Annotated in this window: 12 protein-coding genes; 5 read left to right on the top strand and 7 right to left on the bottom strand. The window is 70.0% G+C overall.

What is annotated here, in order from left to right:
• Positions 1-38: 38 nt before the first annotated feature.
• Positions 39-2,951 carry a UPF0182 family membrane protein gene (locus tag PKE84_RS15620; protein WP_271178191.1) on the bottom strand — a complete coding sequence of 971 codons (2,913 nt, stop codon included), beginning with the start codon at positions 2,949-2,951 and terminating at the stop codon, positions 39-41.
• A 137-nt stretch (positions 2,952-3,088) separates the two neighbouring features.
• Positions 3,089-4,228, bottom strand: a complete 1,140-nt coding sequence (locus PKE84_RS15615) for a YlbL family protein (RefSeq protein ID WP_271178190.1) — start codon at positions 4,226-4,228, stop codon at positions 3,089-3,091.
• Between the two features lie 135 nt (positions 4,229-4,363).
• On the opposite strand from PKE84_RS15615, the gene PKE84_RS15610 reads away from it, so the two are divergent.
• Positions 4,364-5,707 carry a zinc-dependent metalloprotease gene (locus tag PKE84_RS15610; RefSeq protein ID WP_271178189.1) on the top strand — a complete coding sequence of 448 codons (1,344 nt, stop codon included), beginning with the start codon at positions 4,364-4,366 and terminating at the stop codon, positions 5,705-5,707.
• Positions 5,708-5,787: 80 nt separating this feature from the next.
• Entirely contained in the window at positions 5,788-6,645 is an 858-nt protein-coding gene (locus tag PKE84_RS15605; RefSeq protein WP_271178188.1) for a TOMM precursor leader peptide-binding protein, read from the top strand.
• Here PKE84_RS15605 and PKE84_RS15600 read toward each other — a convergent pair.
• Together PKE84_RS15600 and nudC are read right to left on the bottom strand one after the other, a co-directional pair.
• Positions 6,527-8,266 carry an ATP-dependent helicase gene (locus tag PKE84_RS15600; protein ID WP_271178187.1) on the bottom strand — a complete coding sequence of 580 codons (1,740 nt, stop codon included), beginning with the start codon at positions 8,264-8,266 and terminating at the stop codon, positions 6,527-6,529. The two genes, PKE84_RS15605 and PKE84_RS15600, sit on opposite strands and share 119 nt — an antisense overlap.
• Positions 8,263-9,267, bottom strand: coding sequence for an NAD(+) diphosphatase (gene nudC, locus PKE84_RS15595; RefSeq protein WP_271178186.1), 1,005 nt, complete (start codon positions 9,265-9,267; stop codon positions 8,263-8,265). The genes PKE84_RS15600 and nudC overlap by 4 nt, the downstream gene beginning before the upstream one ends.
• Positions 9,268-9,329: 62 nt before the next feature.
• Here nudC and PKE84_RS15590 point away from each other — a divergent pair, with 62 nt between their 5' ends.
• Entirely contained in the window at positions 9,330-10,406 is a 1,077-nt protein-coding gene (locus tag PKE84_RS15590; RefSeq protein WP_271178185.1) for a phosphotransferase, read from the top strand.
• On the opposite strand, the gene PKE84_RS15585 is transcribed toward PKE84_RS15590, so the two are convergent.
• Together PKE84_RS15585 and PKE84_RS15580 are read right to left on the bottom strand one after the other, a co-directional pair.
• On the bottom strand, positions 10,343-13,660 hold the full coding sequence (locus PKE84_RS15585; RefSeq protein ID WP_271178184.1) for an ATP-dependent helicase: 3,318 nt from the start codon (positions 13,658-13,660) through the stop codon (positions 10,343-10,345). The genes PKE84_RS15590 and PKE84_RS15585 overlap by 64 nt on opposite strands.
• Positions 13,657-16,782, bottom strand: coding sequence for an ATP-dependent helicase (locus PKE84_RS15580; RefSeq protein ID WP_271178183.1), 3,126 nt, complete (start codon positions 16,780-16,782; stop codon positions 13,657-13,659). Before PKE84_RS15580 ends, PKE84_RS15585 begins: the two co-directional genes overlap by 4 nt.
• 108 nt (positions 16,783-16,890) lie before the next feature.
• Here PKE84_RS15580 and PKE84_RS15575 point away from each other — a divergent pair, with 108 nt between their 5' ends.
• On the top strand, positions 16,891-17,115 hold the full coding sequence (locus PKE84_RS15575; protein ID WP_271178182.1) for a DUF3107 domain-containing protein: 225 nt from the start codon (positions 16,891-16,893) through the stop codon (positions 17,113-17,115).
• Positions 17,116-17,125: 10 nt separating this feature from the next.
• Positions 17,126-17,428: a hypothetical protein gene (locus PKE84_RS15570; protein ID WP_271178181.1), complete on the top strand. Its 303-nt coding sequence runs from the start codon at positions 17,126-17,128 to the stop codon at positions 17,426-17,428.
• Positions 17,429-17,445: 17 nt separating this feature from the next.
• Here the strand turns inward: PKE84_RS15570 and PKE84_RS15565 are convergent, their stop codons facing one another.
• Positions 17,446-18,162 carry a ferritin-like fold-containing protein gene (locus tag PKE84_RS15565; protein ID WP_271178180.1) on the bottom strand — a complete coding sequence of 239 codons (717 nt, stop codon included), beginning with the start codon at positions 18,160-18,162 and terminating at the stop codon, positions 17,446-17,448.
• Positions 18,163-18,245 lie beyond the last annotated feature (83 nt).

Raw genomic sequence — 18,245 nt, 5'->3', positions numbered from 1 at the left:
ACGGTTGTCCGTGCGGGCCGTCGGTGCTGATCGTCCTGCTACTTGGTCGAAGTGGAACCCTCCGCCTGCAGCGCCTGCTGCAGGGCCTTGGTGAGGCGCGCGTCGGCCAGGCCGTACGCCGTCCAGTCGCCCGCCTTGAGGGCGGCCGCGCGGTCGGTCAGCGCAGCGCGCGCATCCAGGAGGGCCTGCTGCAGCGCAGCGTTGTTCGTCTCGGTCGATCCGGACCCGCCGCCGGAACCGGTGGACGGCGGAGTCGTCCCCCCGGTCGTCGGCACGTTCGTATCGCCGGCGGTCGCACCGGAGTCGCCCCCGAAGAGCACATCGAGCGCCTGATCGAGGGTGTCCTCGAACGCGATCTTGTCACCGAACGCGACCAGCACCTTCTGCAGCAGCGGGTAACTCGTCTCGCCCGTCGACTTGACGTAGACCGGCTGCACGTAGAGCAGTCCGCCTCCGACCGGCAGCGTGAGCAGGTTGCCGTTGATCACATCGGTCTTGCCCTGTCTCAGCAGGTTGAGCTGCTGAGAGACGCTCGGATCGGAGTTGAAGCTGTTCTGCACCTGGCCGGGCCCTGGCACCGTATCGCTCGATGGCAGGGTCAGGAGTCTCAGCTTGCCGTAGCTGTCCGCCCTCACCCCCTTCGTCGACCCCGCGTTCGAGTCGACGGAGAGGTAGCCCTTCAGCACCGAACGACTGGCCTCACTCGAGGCCTGCGGGATGAAGGTGGTGTACAACGAGAACTCCGGCGCCGTCTGACCCGGCATCTGCATCGTCAGGTAGTACGGCGGCTGCAATGTCGGGCTGCTCTGCGCGGAGACCGGGTCGTTCGGGGTGGTCCAGGCGTCTTCCCGCGAGTAGAACGAACCGGCGTCGGTCACGTGGTACTGGCCGAGGACCGAGCGCTGCACCTTGAACAGATCGGCCGGGTAGCGCACGTGACTCATGAGCTGGGCGCTCATGTCGCTGATCGGCTTCACCGTCGTCGGGAAGATCTTCTCCCACGTCTTCAGCACCGGGTCCTTGTCGTCCCACGCGTACAGCGTGACCGAACCGTCGTACGCGTCGACCGTCGCCTTCACCGAGTTTCGGATGTAGTTGATGTCGTCGAACGCGTACGCGGGCTTCGGCGTCTCGGTGTCCGCGATCGCGTCGCTCAGGCTGCCGACGTGCGAGTACGGGAACTGATCGCTCGTCGTGTAGCCGTCGATGACCCACTTCACGCGGCCGTCGACGACCGTGGGGTACGCCTGCGAGTCGAGCGTCAGGTACGGAGCGACCTTCTGCACACGCTTGATGGGGTCGCGGTCGTAGAGGATCTGCGAGTCGCTGTTCACCGCATCCGACAGCACGATCTGTTCGTCCTGGAACTTGAGGGCGTAGACGAGGCGCTTGAAGATGTTGTCGAGCTTCGGTCCGCCGTTGCCGTCGAAGGTCGTGTACGTCTGCTGCGCGTCGCCCTCCCCGCCCGGATAGTCGAGCTCGACGGCCTTGCCGTCCTTCGGCCCGCCCACGATGGAGTACGTCGGCGACTGCTGGCCGAAGTAGATGCGCGGCTCGTACGTACCGAGCGAGCCCTTGCTCGGGATGCCCGACTCGAGGAAGACCGGCTGCCCGTCAGTGGAGCGCTGGTTGCCGTAGGCGGCCACCAGCCCGTAGCCATGCGTGTACACGACGGTGTCGTTGTACCAGTTGCGGGCGCTGGTCAGACCGGACTGCTGCAGCTCGCGCACTGCGACCACGGCATCCTGATCGTTGCCGTCGATGTTGTAGCGGTCGACCGCCAGGTTGTTCGGGAACGCGTAGTACTGGCGGAACTGCTCCAGCTGGCGGAACGACGGGCTGACGACGGCAGGGTCGATGATGCGGATCTGCGCCGTGGTCTGGGCGTCCTTGCGCAGCGCGCCCTGCTCGGCCGTGGTCTTGGCGTTGTATGGGATCACGTCGATGCTGCTGAGCCCGTAGGCGTCGCGTGTCGCATCGATGCCGCGTTGCACATACGGCGTTTCGAGTGTCTTCTGGCTCGGCTCGACCTGGAAGCGCTGGACGATCCAGGGGTAGATCGCGCCGACCACGAGGGCGGCGACGATGAGCAGCGCGGTTCCGACGATCGGGAAGCGCCAGCGGCCGACGAAGGCCGTCACGATGAACAGCACGGCCACGAACACGGCGATGCCGGCGAGCACCGCCCGTCCGGGGATGGTGGCGTTGACGTCCGTGTACGCCGCGCCGTTGATCATGTCGTTGACGTTGGCGTCGGTGACCGTCGCGAACCGGTCGAGCCAGATGCTCACCGCCTGCAGCAGCAGGTAGAGCGCTGCCGTCACGGCGATCTGGATGCGGGCCGACTTCGAGATACGCACCTCGCGGCCGCTCACCCGGATCGAACCGTACAGATAACACGTTGCGAGGGTGGCGATGAGCGAGATGATGACGACCGCCGAGGCGAACCCGACGAGGCTGCGATAGAACGGCAGCGCGAACAGGTAGAACCCGATGTCGAGATGGAACTGCGCGTCGGTCTTGCCGTACGGCGTGCCGTTGAGCCACAGCAGCACGGTCTGCCAGCGCGAACCGGCCGAGACGCCGGCGAAGATGCCGAAGACGATCGGGATGCCGTACATCGCGAGACGCCGGAGCGGCTCGATGACCTGCTGATACCGGTCGAGCTGCGTGTTGAGCTTGGCGTAGACCGGGCGGAGCCGGTAGGCCAGCTGGATCGCGAGCCAGAGCGGCACGGCCATGCCGAGGAACCCGATGAAGAACATCACTCCGGCGGCCAGCCACTGCGTGGTGAGCACGTTGAGGAAGCCCAACTGCTGGTACCAGAGGATGTCGGCGTACAGTCCCGCGAACACGAAGAAGAGGATGACCAGAGCGACGATCACGCCCAAAGTGATCCAGATGGCCGCACGGCGGCGTCCTGGTGGTCTAACGGCTGCTGTTGAACTCACGAATGGGCCCTCATTGCTCTCGCGTGGAAAGGTCAGGAACCATCCTAGGCGCGGCACGCTGCGAGATTGCTGCGCTCGGGTTCGCTGTGAGCGAGCCTATGTAAGCGCTATGAACAGACGTGCGGCGCAGGCGGGCGTCAGGAGGCCGGGCAGGTCGCGAGCTTCGCGGTGCTTCCGCCCGAGCTGACCGCCTTGAGCGCGGCGAGCGAGTCGTCGAGCGTCTTCACGGCGAATACCTTCAACCCGCTCGGGATGTGCCCCGTGACCTCGTCGCAATTCGACTTCGGCGCGAGGAAGTAGGTCGCGCCGGCCGCCCTGGCCCCGTACATCTTCTGCCGGATGCCGCCGATCGGGCCGACGTTGCCTTCGTTGTCGATGGTGCCGGTGCCCGCGATGCGCTTTCCGCCGTTGAGCTTGCCGGGCGTGAGCTTGTCCATGATGCCGAGCGCGAACATCTGACCGGCGCTCGGCCCACCGACGTTATCGAGCTGGATCTTCACGTCGAACGGGAAGGTGTAGTCCATCCCCGCTCCGATGCCGAGCACGGTCTGACCGCCGGATTTCACCGGGGTGATCGAGACGGTGGAGGCGGCGCCGTTGCGCGTGATGCCCACCTCGGCCGGCTTGGTCGTGCCGTTGGCCGAGACCAGGGTGCGCAGCGACTGCACGCCCGGCACCGGCTTTCCGTTGACGCTCGTGATCTCATCGCCGACCTTGAACACCTTCTCGGCGGGCGTGCCCTTGATCACCTGCTTGACCGCGACGGCCTCGGGAAAGGTGTAGCCGAGCTCATTGAGGGCGGCGGCCACGGCATCCTGCTGCGAGTTCACCATCAGGGCGGCGTTCTCCGCGTTCGACTGCTCGGTGGTGGTGCCCGGAGGGAACACGACGTCGACGGGCAGTACGGCCTTGCTCGGCTGGAACCACGCGCTGACGATCTCGAACCAGCTCGGGCGGTGATCGGGATCGCCGACGAGCGACACCGTGAGGAGGTCGAGCGAGCCGGCCGTCGGATACGTCTTCTGGCTCGGGATGCTGATCAGCGGCTTCGCGTCCGGGTTGTCCGCCGCGCCGACCGGCTGGTCCTTCCCGAGCGTGTTGAACACGGGCCCGGGCTGCTCGATGACGTACGGCGCCGGAACCAGGGCGAGCACGAGGGTCAGCACGAAGGCGAGGCCGACCAGCGACCATCCGATGACCACGCGGCGCGGCGGCGCAACGCGCTGCCGTTCCTCCGCGGACTGCGGCTGGAGGTCGTCGTCGGTGAAGAGGCTCACTCGATCCCTTTCGTTTGTTCGCCACGGGCGCACGTCCCGGGGCTAGAGCCTAGGCCAATTCCCACCTTGCGCCGCTGAACACGGGCTAGCGTAGATTCCAAGCCTGAAAGCCGCACCACACGAAAGAGGCAGACGATGGCCGACGACCCCAACAAGGAACCGGACGACGAGTTCCGCGACATGCTGCGCGAATTCCTCTCGGGCAACTCCTCCATCGACCCGAGCCAGCTCGCGGGAGCGGCCGGCCTGCCGAACGATCCGGCGAGCATCCAGCAGCTGCTCGGTCAGCTCCAGAACGCCATCCGCAGCACCGATGGCGGCATCAACTGGGACCTCGCGCTGCAGCAGGCGCGCACGCTGGCCTCGGATGGCGCGCACGCCGTCACCCCGGCGGAGCGCGCGACCCTCGACCAGGCTTTCAACGTCGCCGCGCTCTGGCTGGACGACGTCACCACGGTCTCCGAGCTCACGAGTCCGCCCCAGCTGATCGGGCGCGCCGAATGGGCGCGGCAGACCATGCCGCTCTGGTCGCAGCTCGCCGAACCGGTCGCACTGAGCATCTCGGATGCCCTCACCCGCGTCCTCACGGAGCAGGCGCCGGAGGAGATGCAGGGCATGATCGCCAACGCCGGCCAGGTGATGCGGTCCATCGGAGGTGCCCTTTTCGCCATGCAGCTCGGCCAGGTGGTCGGTCAGCTCGCCAAGGAGGTCGTCTCCGGCGGCGACATCGGCATCCCGCTGATGGAGGACGGCACCGCGGCGCTCATCCCGCAGAACGTCGAGGAATTCGGCGACGGCCTCGACATCCCGGTCGACCAGGTGCAGCTGTACCTCGCAGTGCGCGAGCTCGCGCACGCCCGTCTGTTCCGTCACGCCAAGTGGCTTCGGCTGCAGCTGCTCACCCAGATCACGGCCTTCGCCAAGGGCATCACCATCGACACCGACCGACTCGAAGAGCTGGCCGAGAGCTTCGATCCGTCGAACCCGGAGGAGCTCCGCGAGGCCATGGTCAGCGGCGCGTTGATCCCCCCGAAGTCGGACACCCAGCTCGAGGCGCTCGCGCGCCTCGAGACGATGCTCGCCCTCGTCGAGGGCTGGGTCGACGTGGTCACCGCCAACGCCACCACACTGCTTCCGCGCACCGGCGCCATCGCCGAGACGGTGCGGCGCCGCCGCGCGTCCGGCGGACCGGCTGAGTCGGCCTTCGCCACGCTGGTGGGGCTGGAGTTGCGCCCGCGCCGGCTGCGCGAGGCGGCCGCGATGTGGCAGGCCGTCACCGACGCCGTCGGACCCGACGCTCGCGACAACCTCTGGTCGCACCCCGACCTGCTCCCCCAGTCCGCCGACCTCGACGACCCGTCCGGTCTGGTCGCGCGTCTCGTCGCCGCGGCGAACGGCGAGGAGCCGGAGTACGACGCGGTGGATCAGGCACTCGAAGACCTGCTCCGCGGCGATACGGAGCGTCCGAAAGAGGACTAGGGAGCGGGTCGCCGACCCGTCGCGCCGACGCCTGTGGATAACTTCTGCGGGACGCATGCAGTTCACGGCATGATTCCTGCATGACTTTCGCACTCGATCCGCACATCCACCGCGTCTGGCGCACACCGCACATCCTGCAGTTCGGGGTCGACCGGCCCCTGCTCACCCTCACGGGTCTCAGCAACGCTGAAGAACGGATGATCGTGGCCCTCGACGCGGGCGTCACACTCTCCGGGCTTCAGCTCGTCGCGCGCAAGGCGGGTGGCGACGCCGCCGACGTCGACCGCTTTCTCACCCGGGTGTCACCGCTGCTCGCGAAAGCACCCACGCCGGCCGCGCCGCCGTCGACGGTGGTGCTCGACGGCGCAGGACCCGCCGCCACGCGCATCGGCCAGGTGCTGCGAGAGAGCGACCTGGATGTGCGCGCCGGGCTGCGCTGGTCCGATCCGGCGGTGCGTGCGGCGCGGGCGGCCGTGATCGTCGCGTCGTTCGCCGTCGAGCCGGAGCGGCACGGGCGCTGGCTCCGTCGCGACATCCCGCATCTCCCCGTCGTATTCGGTGACGACGCGGTGGCGATCGGCCCGTTCGTCGAACCGGGTGAGGGAGCCTGTCTCGGCTGCATCGAGCGGCATCGCGCCGACGCCGAGCCGGAGTGGCCGGCGATGGCGAGCCAGCTGTATACGCGGGACTCCGGACGTGAGAGCAGCCTGGTGAGCACGGCCGTCGCCGCGATCGTCGGGCGCCTCGTGCTCGAGCGCCTGCACAGCGATTCGCGCCGTGCGGCGGAGGTCAGCCTCTCACTCGACTACGCGACGGGCATCACGACGGCGCGGGGGCACTCACCGCACGCGGACTGCGGGTGCCGAGCTCTGCCAGGAAACGGGACGGCTGACGTGCTGTGGCCCGGCCGCCCGGATTTCCCGTCGCCGACCAGGTGAGCTTCAGCCGGCGTCGCGCACGGGTGATGCCGACGTAGAGCAGCCGGCGCTCCTCGTCGATCTGCTCGAACGTCTTCGCGTAGCTGATCGGCACGAGGCCCTCGCTCAGCCCCACGAGGTGCACCGACTCCCACTCGAGTCCCTTGGCCGAGTGCAGGGTGGCCAGGGTGACCGCCGAGCGGGTCGGTTCGTGCTGGCCGGCCTGACGGGCGAGCAGCTCATCGGTGAAGCGGCGGAATGTGGTGCCGGTCGGCACCTGGTCGACGAGACCCATGATCGCGTTGAGCGATTCCCAGCGATCACGCACCGCGCCTCGCGCCTCGGGCGGGTCCTGGCTCCAGCCGAGCGAGCGCAGTACATCGCTGACCGACTTGAACAGCGGTTCGTCGCCGATGGAGACGCTCGCCGCTCGCAGCGACATGATCGCCTGCCGCACCTCGGGCAGGTCGAAGAAGCGCTTCGCTCCACGGATGTGGTAACTGATCCCCAGGTCGCCGAGCGCCTGCTCCAGCACCGCGGCCTGCACGTTCACGCGGTACAGCACGGCGATGTCCTCCGGCTTCGCTCCATCGGCGATCTCCGCGGCGATCCGCTGGGCGACGGCGCGCGCCTCCGCCCGGTCGTCCGCGAAGCCGGTCGGCGGCGGCACATCCGCCTCGGCCGCGGCATCCGGCTGATCGCGCTCGGTGGACGACCGCAGGGTCAGCGCCCCGGTCCTGCCGCGCATCAGTCGGTTGGCCGCGTCGACCACCTCCGGTGTCGACCGGTAGTTCTGCTCGAGTCGCACGACCGTGGCGCCCGCGTAGTGCCGCCCGAACTCCAGCAGGTAGGAGCTGCTGGCCCCGGCGAACGAATAGATCGTCTGGCTCGCATCGCCGACGACGCAGACGTCGCGCCGGCCACCGAGCCAGAGGTCGAGCAACTGCTGCTGCAGCGGCGACACGTCCTGGTACTCGTCGACGACGAAGAACCGGTACTGCTCGCGCACCTGCATCGCGACGGCCGGCTCGATCTCGATCATCCCCGCGCAGGCGAGCAGCACGTCTTCGAAGTCGAACTGCTTGCGCTCGTCCTTCAGGTCTTCGTAGGTCTGCTGCATCAGCACGATCTGCTCGGCCGACAGGTTGCCGGGCAGTGTGCGAGACGCCAGCGCTCCCCCGTACTGCTCGATGCTCAGGCCGGACACTTTGCGCCACTCGATCTCGGCCGCAACGTCGCGCAGCGTCGCCGTGTCCACCTTGAACCCGAGCCGTTCGGCGGCGTGGCCGAGGATGCGCCCCTTGGCGTCGAGCACGCTCGGGAGCTGGCCGCCGACGACCTGGGGCCAGAAGAAGTTGAGCTGCGAGAGAGCGGCGGCGTGGAAGGTGCGCGCCGCGACGCCGCCGGCGCCGAGCTGGCGCAGGCGCCCCCGCAGTTCGGCCGCTGCACGGTTCGTGAAGGTCAGCGCCATCACGCGGTTGGGGGCGTACGCGCCGCTCGCCACGCCGTAGGCGATCCGGTGCGTGATCGCCCTGGTCTTTCCCGTGCCGGCGCCGGCCAGGATGCACACCGGGCCCAGCAAGGCCTCGGCGGCCACGCGCTGCTGGGCGTCGAGGCCGTCGAGGAGGTTCTCCGGGGTCACGGTGCGACCGGAGGCTCGTCGAGCGATCCGCCGTACCAGTCCTCGATGAGCGCGCGCGCGATCGACGACCGGCCGGGCAGGATGACCTGCTCGCGCGCTTCCCACAACTCGTCGCGGGCGAACCAGCGCAGGTCGAGGATCTCCTCGCCGTCCGGATCGAGCGCCGCAGGGTCCTGGTCCTCCGCGAGGCGCGCGGTGAAACCGACCATGACGGAGGCCGGGAAGGGCCACGGCTGGGAGCCCTTGTACTCGGCGTCGACGACCCGGATGCCCGCCTCTTCGTAGATCTCGCGCTCGACGGCCGACTCGAACGACTCCCCCGGCTCGACGAACCCCGCCAGCAGCGAGTATCGGGACTGCTCCCACATCGCGTTCGAGCCGAGCAGCAGCCGGTCGTCGCGATCGAGCACCGTCACGATCACGGCCGGGTCGGTGCGCGGGAACACCTCGGAGCCGTCTTCGAAGCAGCGACGCACCCAGCCGGCCTGTTCGACGACGGTCGGGGTCCCGCAGCGCGGGCAGTGGGTGTGCGAGGCGTGCCAATTCGCGATGGCGAGCGCCTCGGTGAAGAGCCCGGCATCCCGGTCGCTCAAGGCGGTGGCGACGGTGCGGAGGTTGCCCCACCTCGCCTCGTCGGGCTCGAGCTCGGCGGCTGCGGCGTCGGTGAGCACCTCGAGCACCACGGCGCTGCCGGCCGGCTCCGTCGCGGTGGCGACGAGCGTACGACCGAGGTAGACGCGCACGAGGGCGGACGTCACGCGCTCCACCGGCAGCAACTCGAGCGCAGCGATGCCGGTGGCGGAGCCCCAGCCATCAGCGGCCGGCGTCGCGGCCTCGACGCTCTCGGCCGTGAGCAGAGCGCGTCCCTTCCACAGCGCGAGCACGCGTGTGGTGGGATCGTCCCAGAGTTCGTCGAACAGCGCCGGACGCGAGCGCGACACGTGATCGCGGTCGATCGCGTGCCGCGACAATGGCAGAGCGCTGAGGGGGAAGGGCGACATCGGGGTCCTTTCAAGGCGTGGCGAACAAGCCCACGCGGGGAAGTCCATTTAACCTAGGAAACATGGCCAGATCCCATCTCACTCTAGCCGCGCTGGCCACCTCGGCTGTCGCCGGCCTGGAGGTCTCCGGTACCCGCAGCTACAGTCTGGGCGGGGCGGCGGAGTTCGACTCCGCATTGCTCAGCGGCCGGGACGGGCAGACCTGCATCATCCGCGTGCCCACGTCGCAGGCCGCCGAGACCGAGCAGAGCGCCGACCTGGTCGCCCTGCGCGCCCTCACCACCGGCATCAGGAGCCGCCTCCCCTTCGATGTCCCCAGCTACCTGGGCCAGACGCCGATCGGGGGCACCCGCGCTGTGGTCTACGACTTCCTCGCCGGCCACCACATCGACATCGACGACATCCCGCCGGGCGACGGCCTCGCCGGATCCATCGGTCACGCGATCGCCGCCATCCACACGCTGCCGACCAACTTCGTGGGCGAGGCCGGCCTGCCCGTGCTCAGCGCCACGGAGTGCCACACCTCGACCACCTCACTGATCGAGTCCTCGGCGTCGACGGGGCTGCTGCCGAGCGCGCTGCGCGACCGGTGGCGCGACGCCGCGGCAGACCATTCGCTGTGGCAGTTCCAGCCGACCGTCATCAACGGCGCGCTCACCGTCGACTCCTTCCTCGTCGAAGACGAGAGCGTCACGGCCGTGCTCGGCTGGTCGGCGTTGCGCGTCGGCGACCCGGCGCGCGACCTGCACTGGCTGCTGGCGATGAGCCCGGATGCCACCAGCGGCGCCCTCGGCGCGTACGCCTCGACCCGTCAGGTCGCCACCGACCGGCAGTTCACGCAGCGCGCGATGCTCTATGCGGAGCTGGAGGTCGCTCGCTGGCTGCTGCACGGCCGTGAGGTGCGCAATCAGTCCATCGTCGATGACGCCGTCGAGATGCTCGACGGTCTTGTGGACCGCGTGCACACCAACTCCGCGACCCAGCTCTCCACCGCCACGGGGCCGATCCTCGCGATCGACGACGTCGAAGCGATGCTCGACCGCACCCCGGGCGACCGTCGCTCCGACGAGTACGGTCACGCCGGCGGGATGAAGCCCGTGGTCGAGGACCAGAGCGAGCGCAGCTCCTCCTCCGAGTAGAGACGTTCGGGCCGGATGACGAGGTCGTCGGCGACGAAGTAGAACACGGCGTCGATCCGTTCGGGCTCCATGCCGGCGTACCGGGCGTAGGCGAGCCGGTAGAGCGCGAGCTGAAGCTGCTTGCGCTCCAGGTCGTCGGCATCGCGCGGCGCCTTGCCGGTCTTCCAGTCGACGATCTGCACCGCGTGCTCGCCGTCGTCGGCCGGGTACACCGCGTCGAGCTTGCAGACGACGACATGGCCGGCGAGCGTGACATGGATCTCCAGCTCCACCTCCTGAGGACGTCGTGCCGCCCATTCGCTGGCCGCGAAGGTGCGCTGCAGCGCCTCGAGAGCGTCGGCCTCGAGAAGCTCCCCCGCGGGGTCGTCGAGTTCGGTGGCCGTCGCGTCGATCACGTCGGAGCCGCCGGCGATCGTGCCGTAGCGCTGCTCGACCCAGCCGTGGAACAGCGTGCCGAGCCGCGTCTGCCGGTAGGGGCGTTCCGGCATCGGTCGGCGCAGGGCCGCCGCGACGGAGGCGGGGTCGGTGACGTAGTCCTTGAATCGCGATGCGGGGATGCGCGCCGGAAGCTCGACGAGGCCGGCGTCCGCCGCCGCGGTCGCTCGCTCGGCGAGCAGCAGATCGATGTCGTGGGCGTACACACCCCCGGAGCCGGTGCCGCGCTCGGCGGCCGCCAGTACAGCCGCGGCGGCCGCCTGCACGCGCGAGCGACGCGATCCCAGCGGATCCAGCGGCCACACCACGGTTTCGGACGACAGGGTCAGCGGATTCTCCTCCGGCTCGTCGCAGTCGGGGAACGCGTCGGACGCGATGAGACCGGCGGCCTGCAGTTCGAGGAGGAAGAGGCCGGGGCCCCGTGGCTTCGTCTGCGTCGACCAGTACGAGCCGGAGAGCAGCAGGCTCTCCCGCGCACGCGTCACCGCCACGTAGACGAGCCGTCGCTGCTCGGCCGCGTGCCGCTCGACGATCTCGTCCTGGAAGGTCTTCACCGCCTCGTCGACGTCCTTCTGCGTCTCCGCGGTGCGCCAGGCGAGCATCGGCAGCTCCGATGCGTCACCTCGGAACTCGAACGGGAGCGCGCCGAACTCGAGCCAGCCGCGTTTGCTGAGCGGACCGCCCGGCAGCTCGCCGTCCACCATGCGGGGCACGGCCACGATGTCCCATTCGAGCCCCTTCGACCCGTGGATCGTGAGGATCTGCACCGTTCCCGGCTCGGGCTCCTCGCTGCGCGGCGCGAGGTTGTCGCGCTGCTCCGCCTCGGCGAGCCACGAGAGGAAGGAGCCGAGCGTCGCCTGGTCGTCGCTCGCGAGGTACGACGACACCTGCTCGGCGAAGGCGTCGAGGCTGGCCTGGCCGAGCTGTGCGGTCTCGTTGGCGGCGACCTCGATGTCGAGCAGCAGCTCCTGCTGAACGAGGGTGACGAGGTCGAGCAGGTCGAGGCCGACCCGCGAACGCAGGTAGTCGAGCTGACGCCCGGCGGCGCGCATCCGCTGGAGGCCCTCGGCACTGAAGCCCGTGAGCTGGGTGTGCCCCTCCGGTGCCTCGACCACGAAGTCGAGCGCGTCGACGAGCGATGCCGACTCATCGCCGGCGACCGACTGCCGCAGCCGTTCCCGCACGGCCGGGTCGAGCTCGCGGAAGCGGTGGTCGCGCGCGGCCAGCCAGGACGCCACGCCGCGCAGGGTCGCGATGTCCTTAGGGCCGACGCGCCAGCGTGCGCCCGCGAGCACCCGGATGAGCTCCGATCCGGCGGTGGGGTCGTGCATCACGCGCATCGCGCTCACCAGGTCGGCGATCACCGGCTGCTCCAGCAGGCCGCCCAGACCGAGCACGTGGTACGGGACGCCGTGCCGGGCGAGCGCGCCGGTGAACGCGTCGATCTTCTTGATGGAGCGGCACAGCATGGCCGCACTCGGTGGCAGGCCGTCGTCGTCGCGCCGGGACAGCCGCTGAGCGAGCCAGCCGGCGATCTCCTCCGCCTCATCGGCGACGGTCTGCTCGAAGCGCACATCCAATTCGCCCGGTGTCGCCCCCGGCCGGGCGCCGAGACGCTCGACCTGCACGGGCGACGAGGCCGACAGGGGCTCGACCAGGGTGTTGGCGGCGTCGAGCACGTGTGTGGGATTGCGCCACGAGGTGGAGAGGGCGTACTGCCGCGCACCACCGCGCGTGCCCGTGAAGTCCAGAGAGAAGCGCCCGAGGTTGGCGGCGCTCGCGCCGCGCCAGCCGTAGATCGACTGGTGGGGATCGCCGACGGCCATCACGGCCTGGCCGGAGAAGAGCCGGGCGAGGAGCCGGGTCTGAACGACCGAGGTGTCCTGGTACTCGTCGAGGAGGATCACGCGGTAGCGCTGCCGGTAGTCGTCGACGACGGCGGGGAGCCGCTCGCTCACGCGTAGCGCGAGCGCGACCTGGTCGGAGTATTCGACGAAGCCACGGCGCACCTTCTCGGCGGCGAACTGCTCGGCGAGCGCGAGGAGCGGGGGAAGCGAGCCGACGGCGGCGACCGCCATGCGCACCGATGCGTACACGTCTTTCACCCGGCCGCTGCCGGTCGGCAGCTCGGTGAGCGCGGCGAACCGCTCGGTCATCCGCTCGACATCGGACGCCTCGACGACGTTCTCGCTCAGCGCGCGGCTCAACGAGATGACCGCGCTCGTCACCTGGTCGACGCTCTTCTCGAGCTCGACCAGGCGGTCGTCCGTGCTGGTCACGACCAGCCGGCGCGCGAGCTGCCAGGCGGAGGCTTCGCTCAGCACCGCCGATTCGGGCTCCCGGCCGATCAGCAGCGCGTTCTCGCGGAAGATCGCGTTCGCAAACGAGTTGTAGGTCGCGACGGTCGGTGCGTCGAACGGGTCGAAGGCGACGTCGGTGAGGCCGGAGGCGACGAGCTGCTCGATGCGCTTGCGGATGCGCACCGCGAGTTCCCCGGCCGCCTTGCGGGTGAAGGTGAGGCCCAGAATCTCGGAGACCCCGACGTGACCGTTGGCGAGGAGCCACACGACGCGGTTGGCCATGGTCTCCGTCTTGCCGCTTCCGGCGCCGGCCACGACGATCGCCGGATCGAGGGGAGCCTCGATCACGGCCTGCTGCTGGAGCGTCGGTGTCGGCAGCCCGAGGGCCTCGGCGATCTCGACGGCGCTCACCCGGCGCGCCGGGCGCGCCGCCTCTTCTGCCAGGGCGAGTTCGACCAGGTCCAGGGTCGCGTCGTCGACCTCCCACTCGAGCAGGCCGTCCCTGTTCTCCTCGGTCATGCGCTCACCGCCGGGACCAGATGGATGCGGTACTCATACTTCGCATGCGGGTCGCGTTCGTCGAGGTCGAGCACGGCGACGAAACTGTTCGCGGCCATGCCTCCGGCTGCGGTCGCGACGCGCTCGCGGAGCCGGTCGAGGCCCTCGGCGTCGAGCCGTTCCTGGGCCGCCTCGCGGTAACGCCTGCCGCCGGTCCCGCTGCTGACGAAGAGCAGCTTGGCACCACCCGATTCCAGCCCGGACTCCCTGGCCTGCTCGACCGCGTCGTGTGCGAGGGCCAGTTGGTACGCCCCGAGCTGCGCGTGCTGCGCGACCTTCGCCGCGGTCGGCACAGTCTTGCCCGTCTTCAGGTCGACGATGACGATGGTCCCCTCCGGTGTGCGCTCGACCCGGTCGATGGTGCCGCTGACGGTCGCCTGCCCGAGCTCCAGCGTGAAGGCGCCCTCGGAGCCGAGCAGCACGCCGCCCGAGCGCTCGAAGTCGCGCAGGTACTCCGACACCCCCTCGGTGAGCCGCCGAGTGCGGCGCCGCTCCTTCTCTTCGAGCCACGGCGACTCGAAGCGCAGTTCCCCCCAGCGCTCCTCGACGCCACTCCACAGGTGCTCGACGCTCAGATCGGCGTCGGGCTCGGTGCTCACCTGCTCCATCACGGCGTGCACGACCGTTCCGATCCCGGCGGCCAGCCCGCTCGGCGACGAGGCCATCGCATCGACGAACCAGGCCAGCGGGGACTTCTCGAAGGTCTCGAGACGGGAGGGCGAGACGCGAACCCGGGCATCCGGATCATCGAGGTCGACGAGCGGCTCGTCGGTCGACGGCTCGATCAGGCCGTACCACTCGACCGGGTCTGCGCCCTGCACCTCGGCGACAGCGAGGCGAGCGAGCGCTTCGGCCGCGTCGGGCGATCCCGTCGTGACGAGACGGCGGCGAAGGCGCCCCACCATGCCGCGCAGCGAGAGCGGATGCGCGGAGTCGTCGGTGTCGTCGAAGGCCAGCTCCGCCGCGAGCCGCAGGAACGGCGACGGCTGCTCGTCGTCGTTCGCCGTCGCGGTGAGGATCACCTGGCCGCGCGCCCGGGAGACGGCGAGCGCGAACATCCGGAGTTCGTCGCCCATCACCTGGGCCTGCTCGTCGACGGTGCCGGATGCCGTGCCGCCTACGGCATCGCCCAGCTTCTGCGGATGCAGCAACGAGCCGCGCAGCCGGAGGTTCGGCCAGACGCTCTCCTGGAGGCCGGCCACGGCGACCACCTCGAACTCCATGCCGATCGTCGCGCTCGGGGTGCAGACCAGCACCGCCTCCGCGCCGGTCTGAGCCGCGAGCGTGTCTTCGGGGACCTCGGCTTTGAGCACCTCGTCCACGTAGTCGGAGGCCGGACGTTCGGGCGAGCGCTCGACGAACCGCCTGGCCGAGGTGAAGAGCGCGACCACGCCGTCGAGGTGGCGGTTCGCCTCGTCGGCGACGATCCCGCTGCGCTCGGACTGCTCGAGCCAACGTTTCGCCAGCCCGCTGCGTTCCCAGGCGTGCCAGAGCAGCTCCTCCACCGTCGCGCCCGCTGCGGCCTTCTCCCGGCCGGCATGCAGCGTCTCGGCGAGCCGGGCCGCACGGCGAGCGGGCGCCGAGTCGATCGTGGCCAGTCGCCCGGGCGCACCGAGTGCCTCGACCAGCAGTTCGTCGCCCGACCGGTTGCCGTCGCCGGCCAGTTCCTCCTGCCGCAGCGCCAGGCGGAGCCGACGCAGACTCACGCCGTCGAGGCCGCCGAACGGGCCGAGCAGGAGTTCGGTGGCGACCGAAGCGGTGAGTTCGACCGCGTCGAGCTCGACTCCGATCACCGTGATGAGCTGCCGGGCGGCGTAGTCGTCGCGCAGGGCACGCCCGGCGACCGACGTCTTGGTGGGCACCTCGGCGACCGCGAGTGCCCTTGCGAGCGCCGGCACGTGCGCTCCGGAGCGCACGACGACCGCCATCTCGTTCCACGGGACGCCGTCGAGCAGATGCCGCTCGCGCAGCCGGCGGGCGAGCCTGGCCGCCTCGGCCGGGGCCGAGGACGCCTCGATCCGCACGATGGGCTGTGCGGTGGGAGCGATCGTGCTCTCGGACGCGGCGGCCAGGCGCTGCATGCCGGCGGCGGCTGTGCCGATGCGCTCCGTCACGAGCGACGTCAGCCGCCGCAACGGAGCGCTCTGGCGATGCGCCGTTGCGAGCACGAACCGGCTGACCGGCACCCCGAGGCGCGCCTGCAACTGCCCGAGCGCTGCCGCCTCGGCTCCGCGGAACGTCGTCGATGCGACATCCGGATCGCCGAACGCCACGATCGCGACGCCGCGACCGGCGAGCGCCCGCAGCAGGCCGACCGTCGCGACCGTCGCCTCCTGGATGTCGTCGACCAGCACCAGTCGCAGACCGCTGAGACCACCCCCATTGCGCACGACGGCGACCGCCTCGGCCACGAGCTCCGCCGAATCGACGAAGGCGCCGCGATAGCTGTCGACGACCTCGTGATACTCCGCGATGAACCGCGCGGCGGCGCGCCACTCGTCGTGCCCCGTGATCGCGCCCAGCTCGGAGAGCCGGCTCGGGGTCACACCGTGCTCGACGCACCGCGCCATCAGCTCGCGCAGCTCGGTGCGGAAGCCGCGGAGCATCCTGACCTCGGAGCTCAGCGGATCGGGCCACGCGGGGCCCGTGCCGTCTTCGAGGTGGCCGGCGAGGAGCTCGGCGATGATCTGGTCCTGCTCGCCGCCCGTGAGCAGCCGGGGGGCGTCCCGCGCCTCCGACCGGGCGCGCTGACCGACGAGCTGGAACGCCAGGGAGGTGGCGGTGCGGGCCAGCGGGCCGTTGCTCGGGACCCCGATGCGGAGCGCGATGCGGTCGCGCAACCGCGTCGCGGCCGACCGGGACGCGCTCAGCGCCAACACCTCGTCGGGCGCGTACCCGCGCACCAGCACGCGCTCGGCGATCGCCTCGACGAGCGTGGTCGTCTTGCCCGTGCCGGGCGCGCCGAAGACGGCAGCGGACGCTCCCTCTTCGAGCGCGAGGACGGCGAGCTGCGAGTCGTCGAGCGAGAGGTCGATCCGGTCGCTGACCGCCTGTCGGCGGGGCCGGAAACCTCGGATCGTCATGATTCACACGGTACCGGCGTCCGCCGACAGAGAACGCGGCGCAGCGCCGATGGCTGCGTGTCGTAGTCTGAACTCACATCCGCCGGTCAGATTCGAAAGGCACCACACGTGGAGATCCGCATCGGAATCGTCAACGCTCCTCGCGAGCTCAGCTTCGAGTCGACGCAGTCGGTCGACGAGATCGCCGAGCAGGTTCAGTCCTCGCTCTCCGGCGGCACGGGCTTCCTGCGGCTGACCGACGACAAGGGCAAGGTCTACCTGATCCCGACGGCCGGTATCGCCTACGTCGAGATCGGCAGCGACGAGGCCCGCCGCATCGGCTTCGTCGGCTAGCGACACCGCGGTGGAACTCCTCTTCATCGCCCTCGGCGGCGCCATCCTCGGACTCGGCGCCCGTTACCTGCTGCCGCACCGCCACACCCACGGCGCCGTGCTGGTCCCCGCCATCGGCGTCATCGCCGCCAGCGTCCTCTGGGTCGCCCTCACCTGGGCCGGCCTGAAATGGAACGGCGGATGGATCTGGTGGATCACGCTCGTCGGCACGGCCGTCATCGTGACCGTCGCCGACCTGGTGATCGGGCGCGTGCGCACGAGCAGCGACGACCGCCTGCTCGCCCAGCTCACCAAGGGCGCGGTCGCCCGGTAGAGCGGTGGCGCGCCGCGTCAGGCGGTCAGACCCAACGCGTCCATCCGACGGGTGTGCGCCGCGATCAGTTCGGTGAAGATCGGCTCGATGCGCTCCTCATCCGTCCTGGTGTTGCCGGACAGGTGCAGAGCGGACCGGGCCACCAGCAGGGTGTCGCCGACGAGCCGCCGCCCCCACATCGCGAGGCGCGACGCCAGTTGCGGATCCGCGCCGATCTCCGTGCGCAGTACGTCCATCACGCCGTCCTGACCGCCGTCCGACCCGAGAAGGGCCGCGATCCTCGGGCCGACGTCGCCGGGCAGCCCCGCCGCGAGCCGGATGAAGAAGTCGTCGAGCAGCCCGCTCGTCACCTCGACGGCGAGCAGGGTCTCGCGCCAGTCCGAGCCGGTCGTGAGAACACTGAACCCGTCGATCGCGTCGGCGAACGGCTTCATCACGTCGGCCGGGTCGTCCCCCCGTCGCCGGATCTCCGCGATGATGCCCTGGTGCTTCGACAGCGACGCGCCGGCCGCCAGCGCGACCTTCTCCTTAGCGGAGAGGTCGTCGACCTGGCCGACGACGCGGGACAGCGCCTGGAACGACTCGAGCTGCAGGTACGCGGCCTGGCCGAGATACGGCAGCAGGTCGGGCATCACTTCGTGCAGGTCGACCCTGGTCGCATGCGATGGGGTGTCCCGCGGTTTGAGTCGGGGAAGCTCGACCGGGGGCCGGCGTCGGGATAACCAGGATGCCACGTACAGCAGTGTAACGGGGAGGTCCAGTAAGCTTGACCTGCCGTCGGCGTTGGATCGACGGCCCTACGCCTGCGATGAGAGAC

This window comes from Leifsonia poae (assembly GCF_027921845.1).
Taxonomy (GTDB): domain Bacteria; phylum Actinomycetota; class Actinomycetes; order Actinomycetales; family Microbacteriaceae; genus Leifsonia; species Leifsonia poae.
Note: the sequence above shows the minus strand (reverse complement) of the source record. Positions and strands in the feature narration are given on the sequence as shown.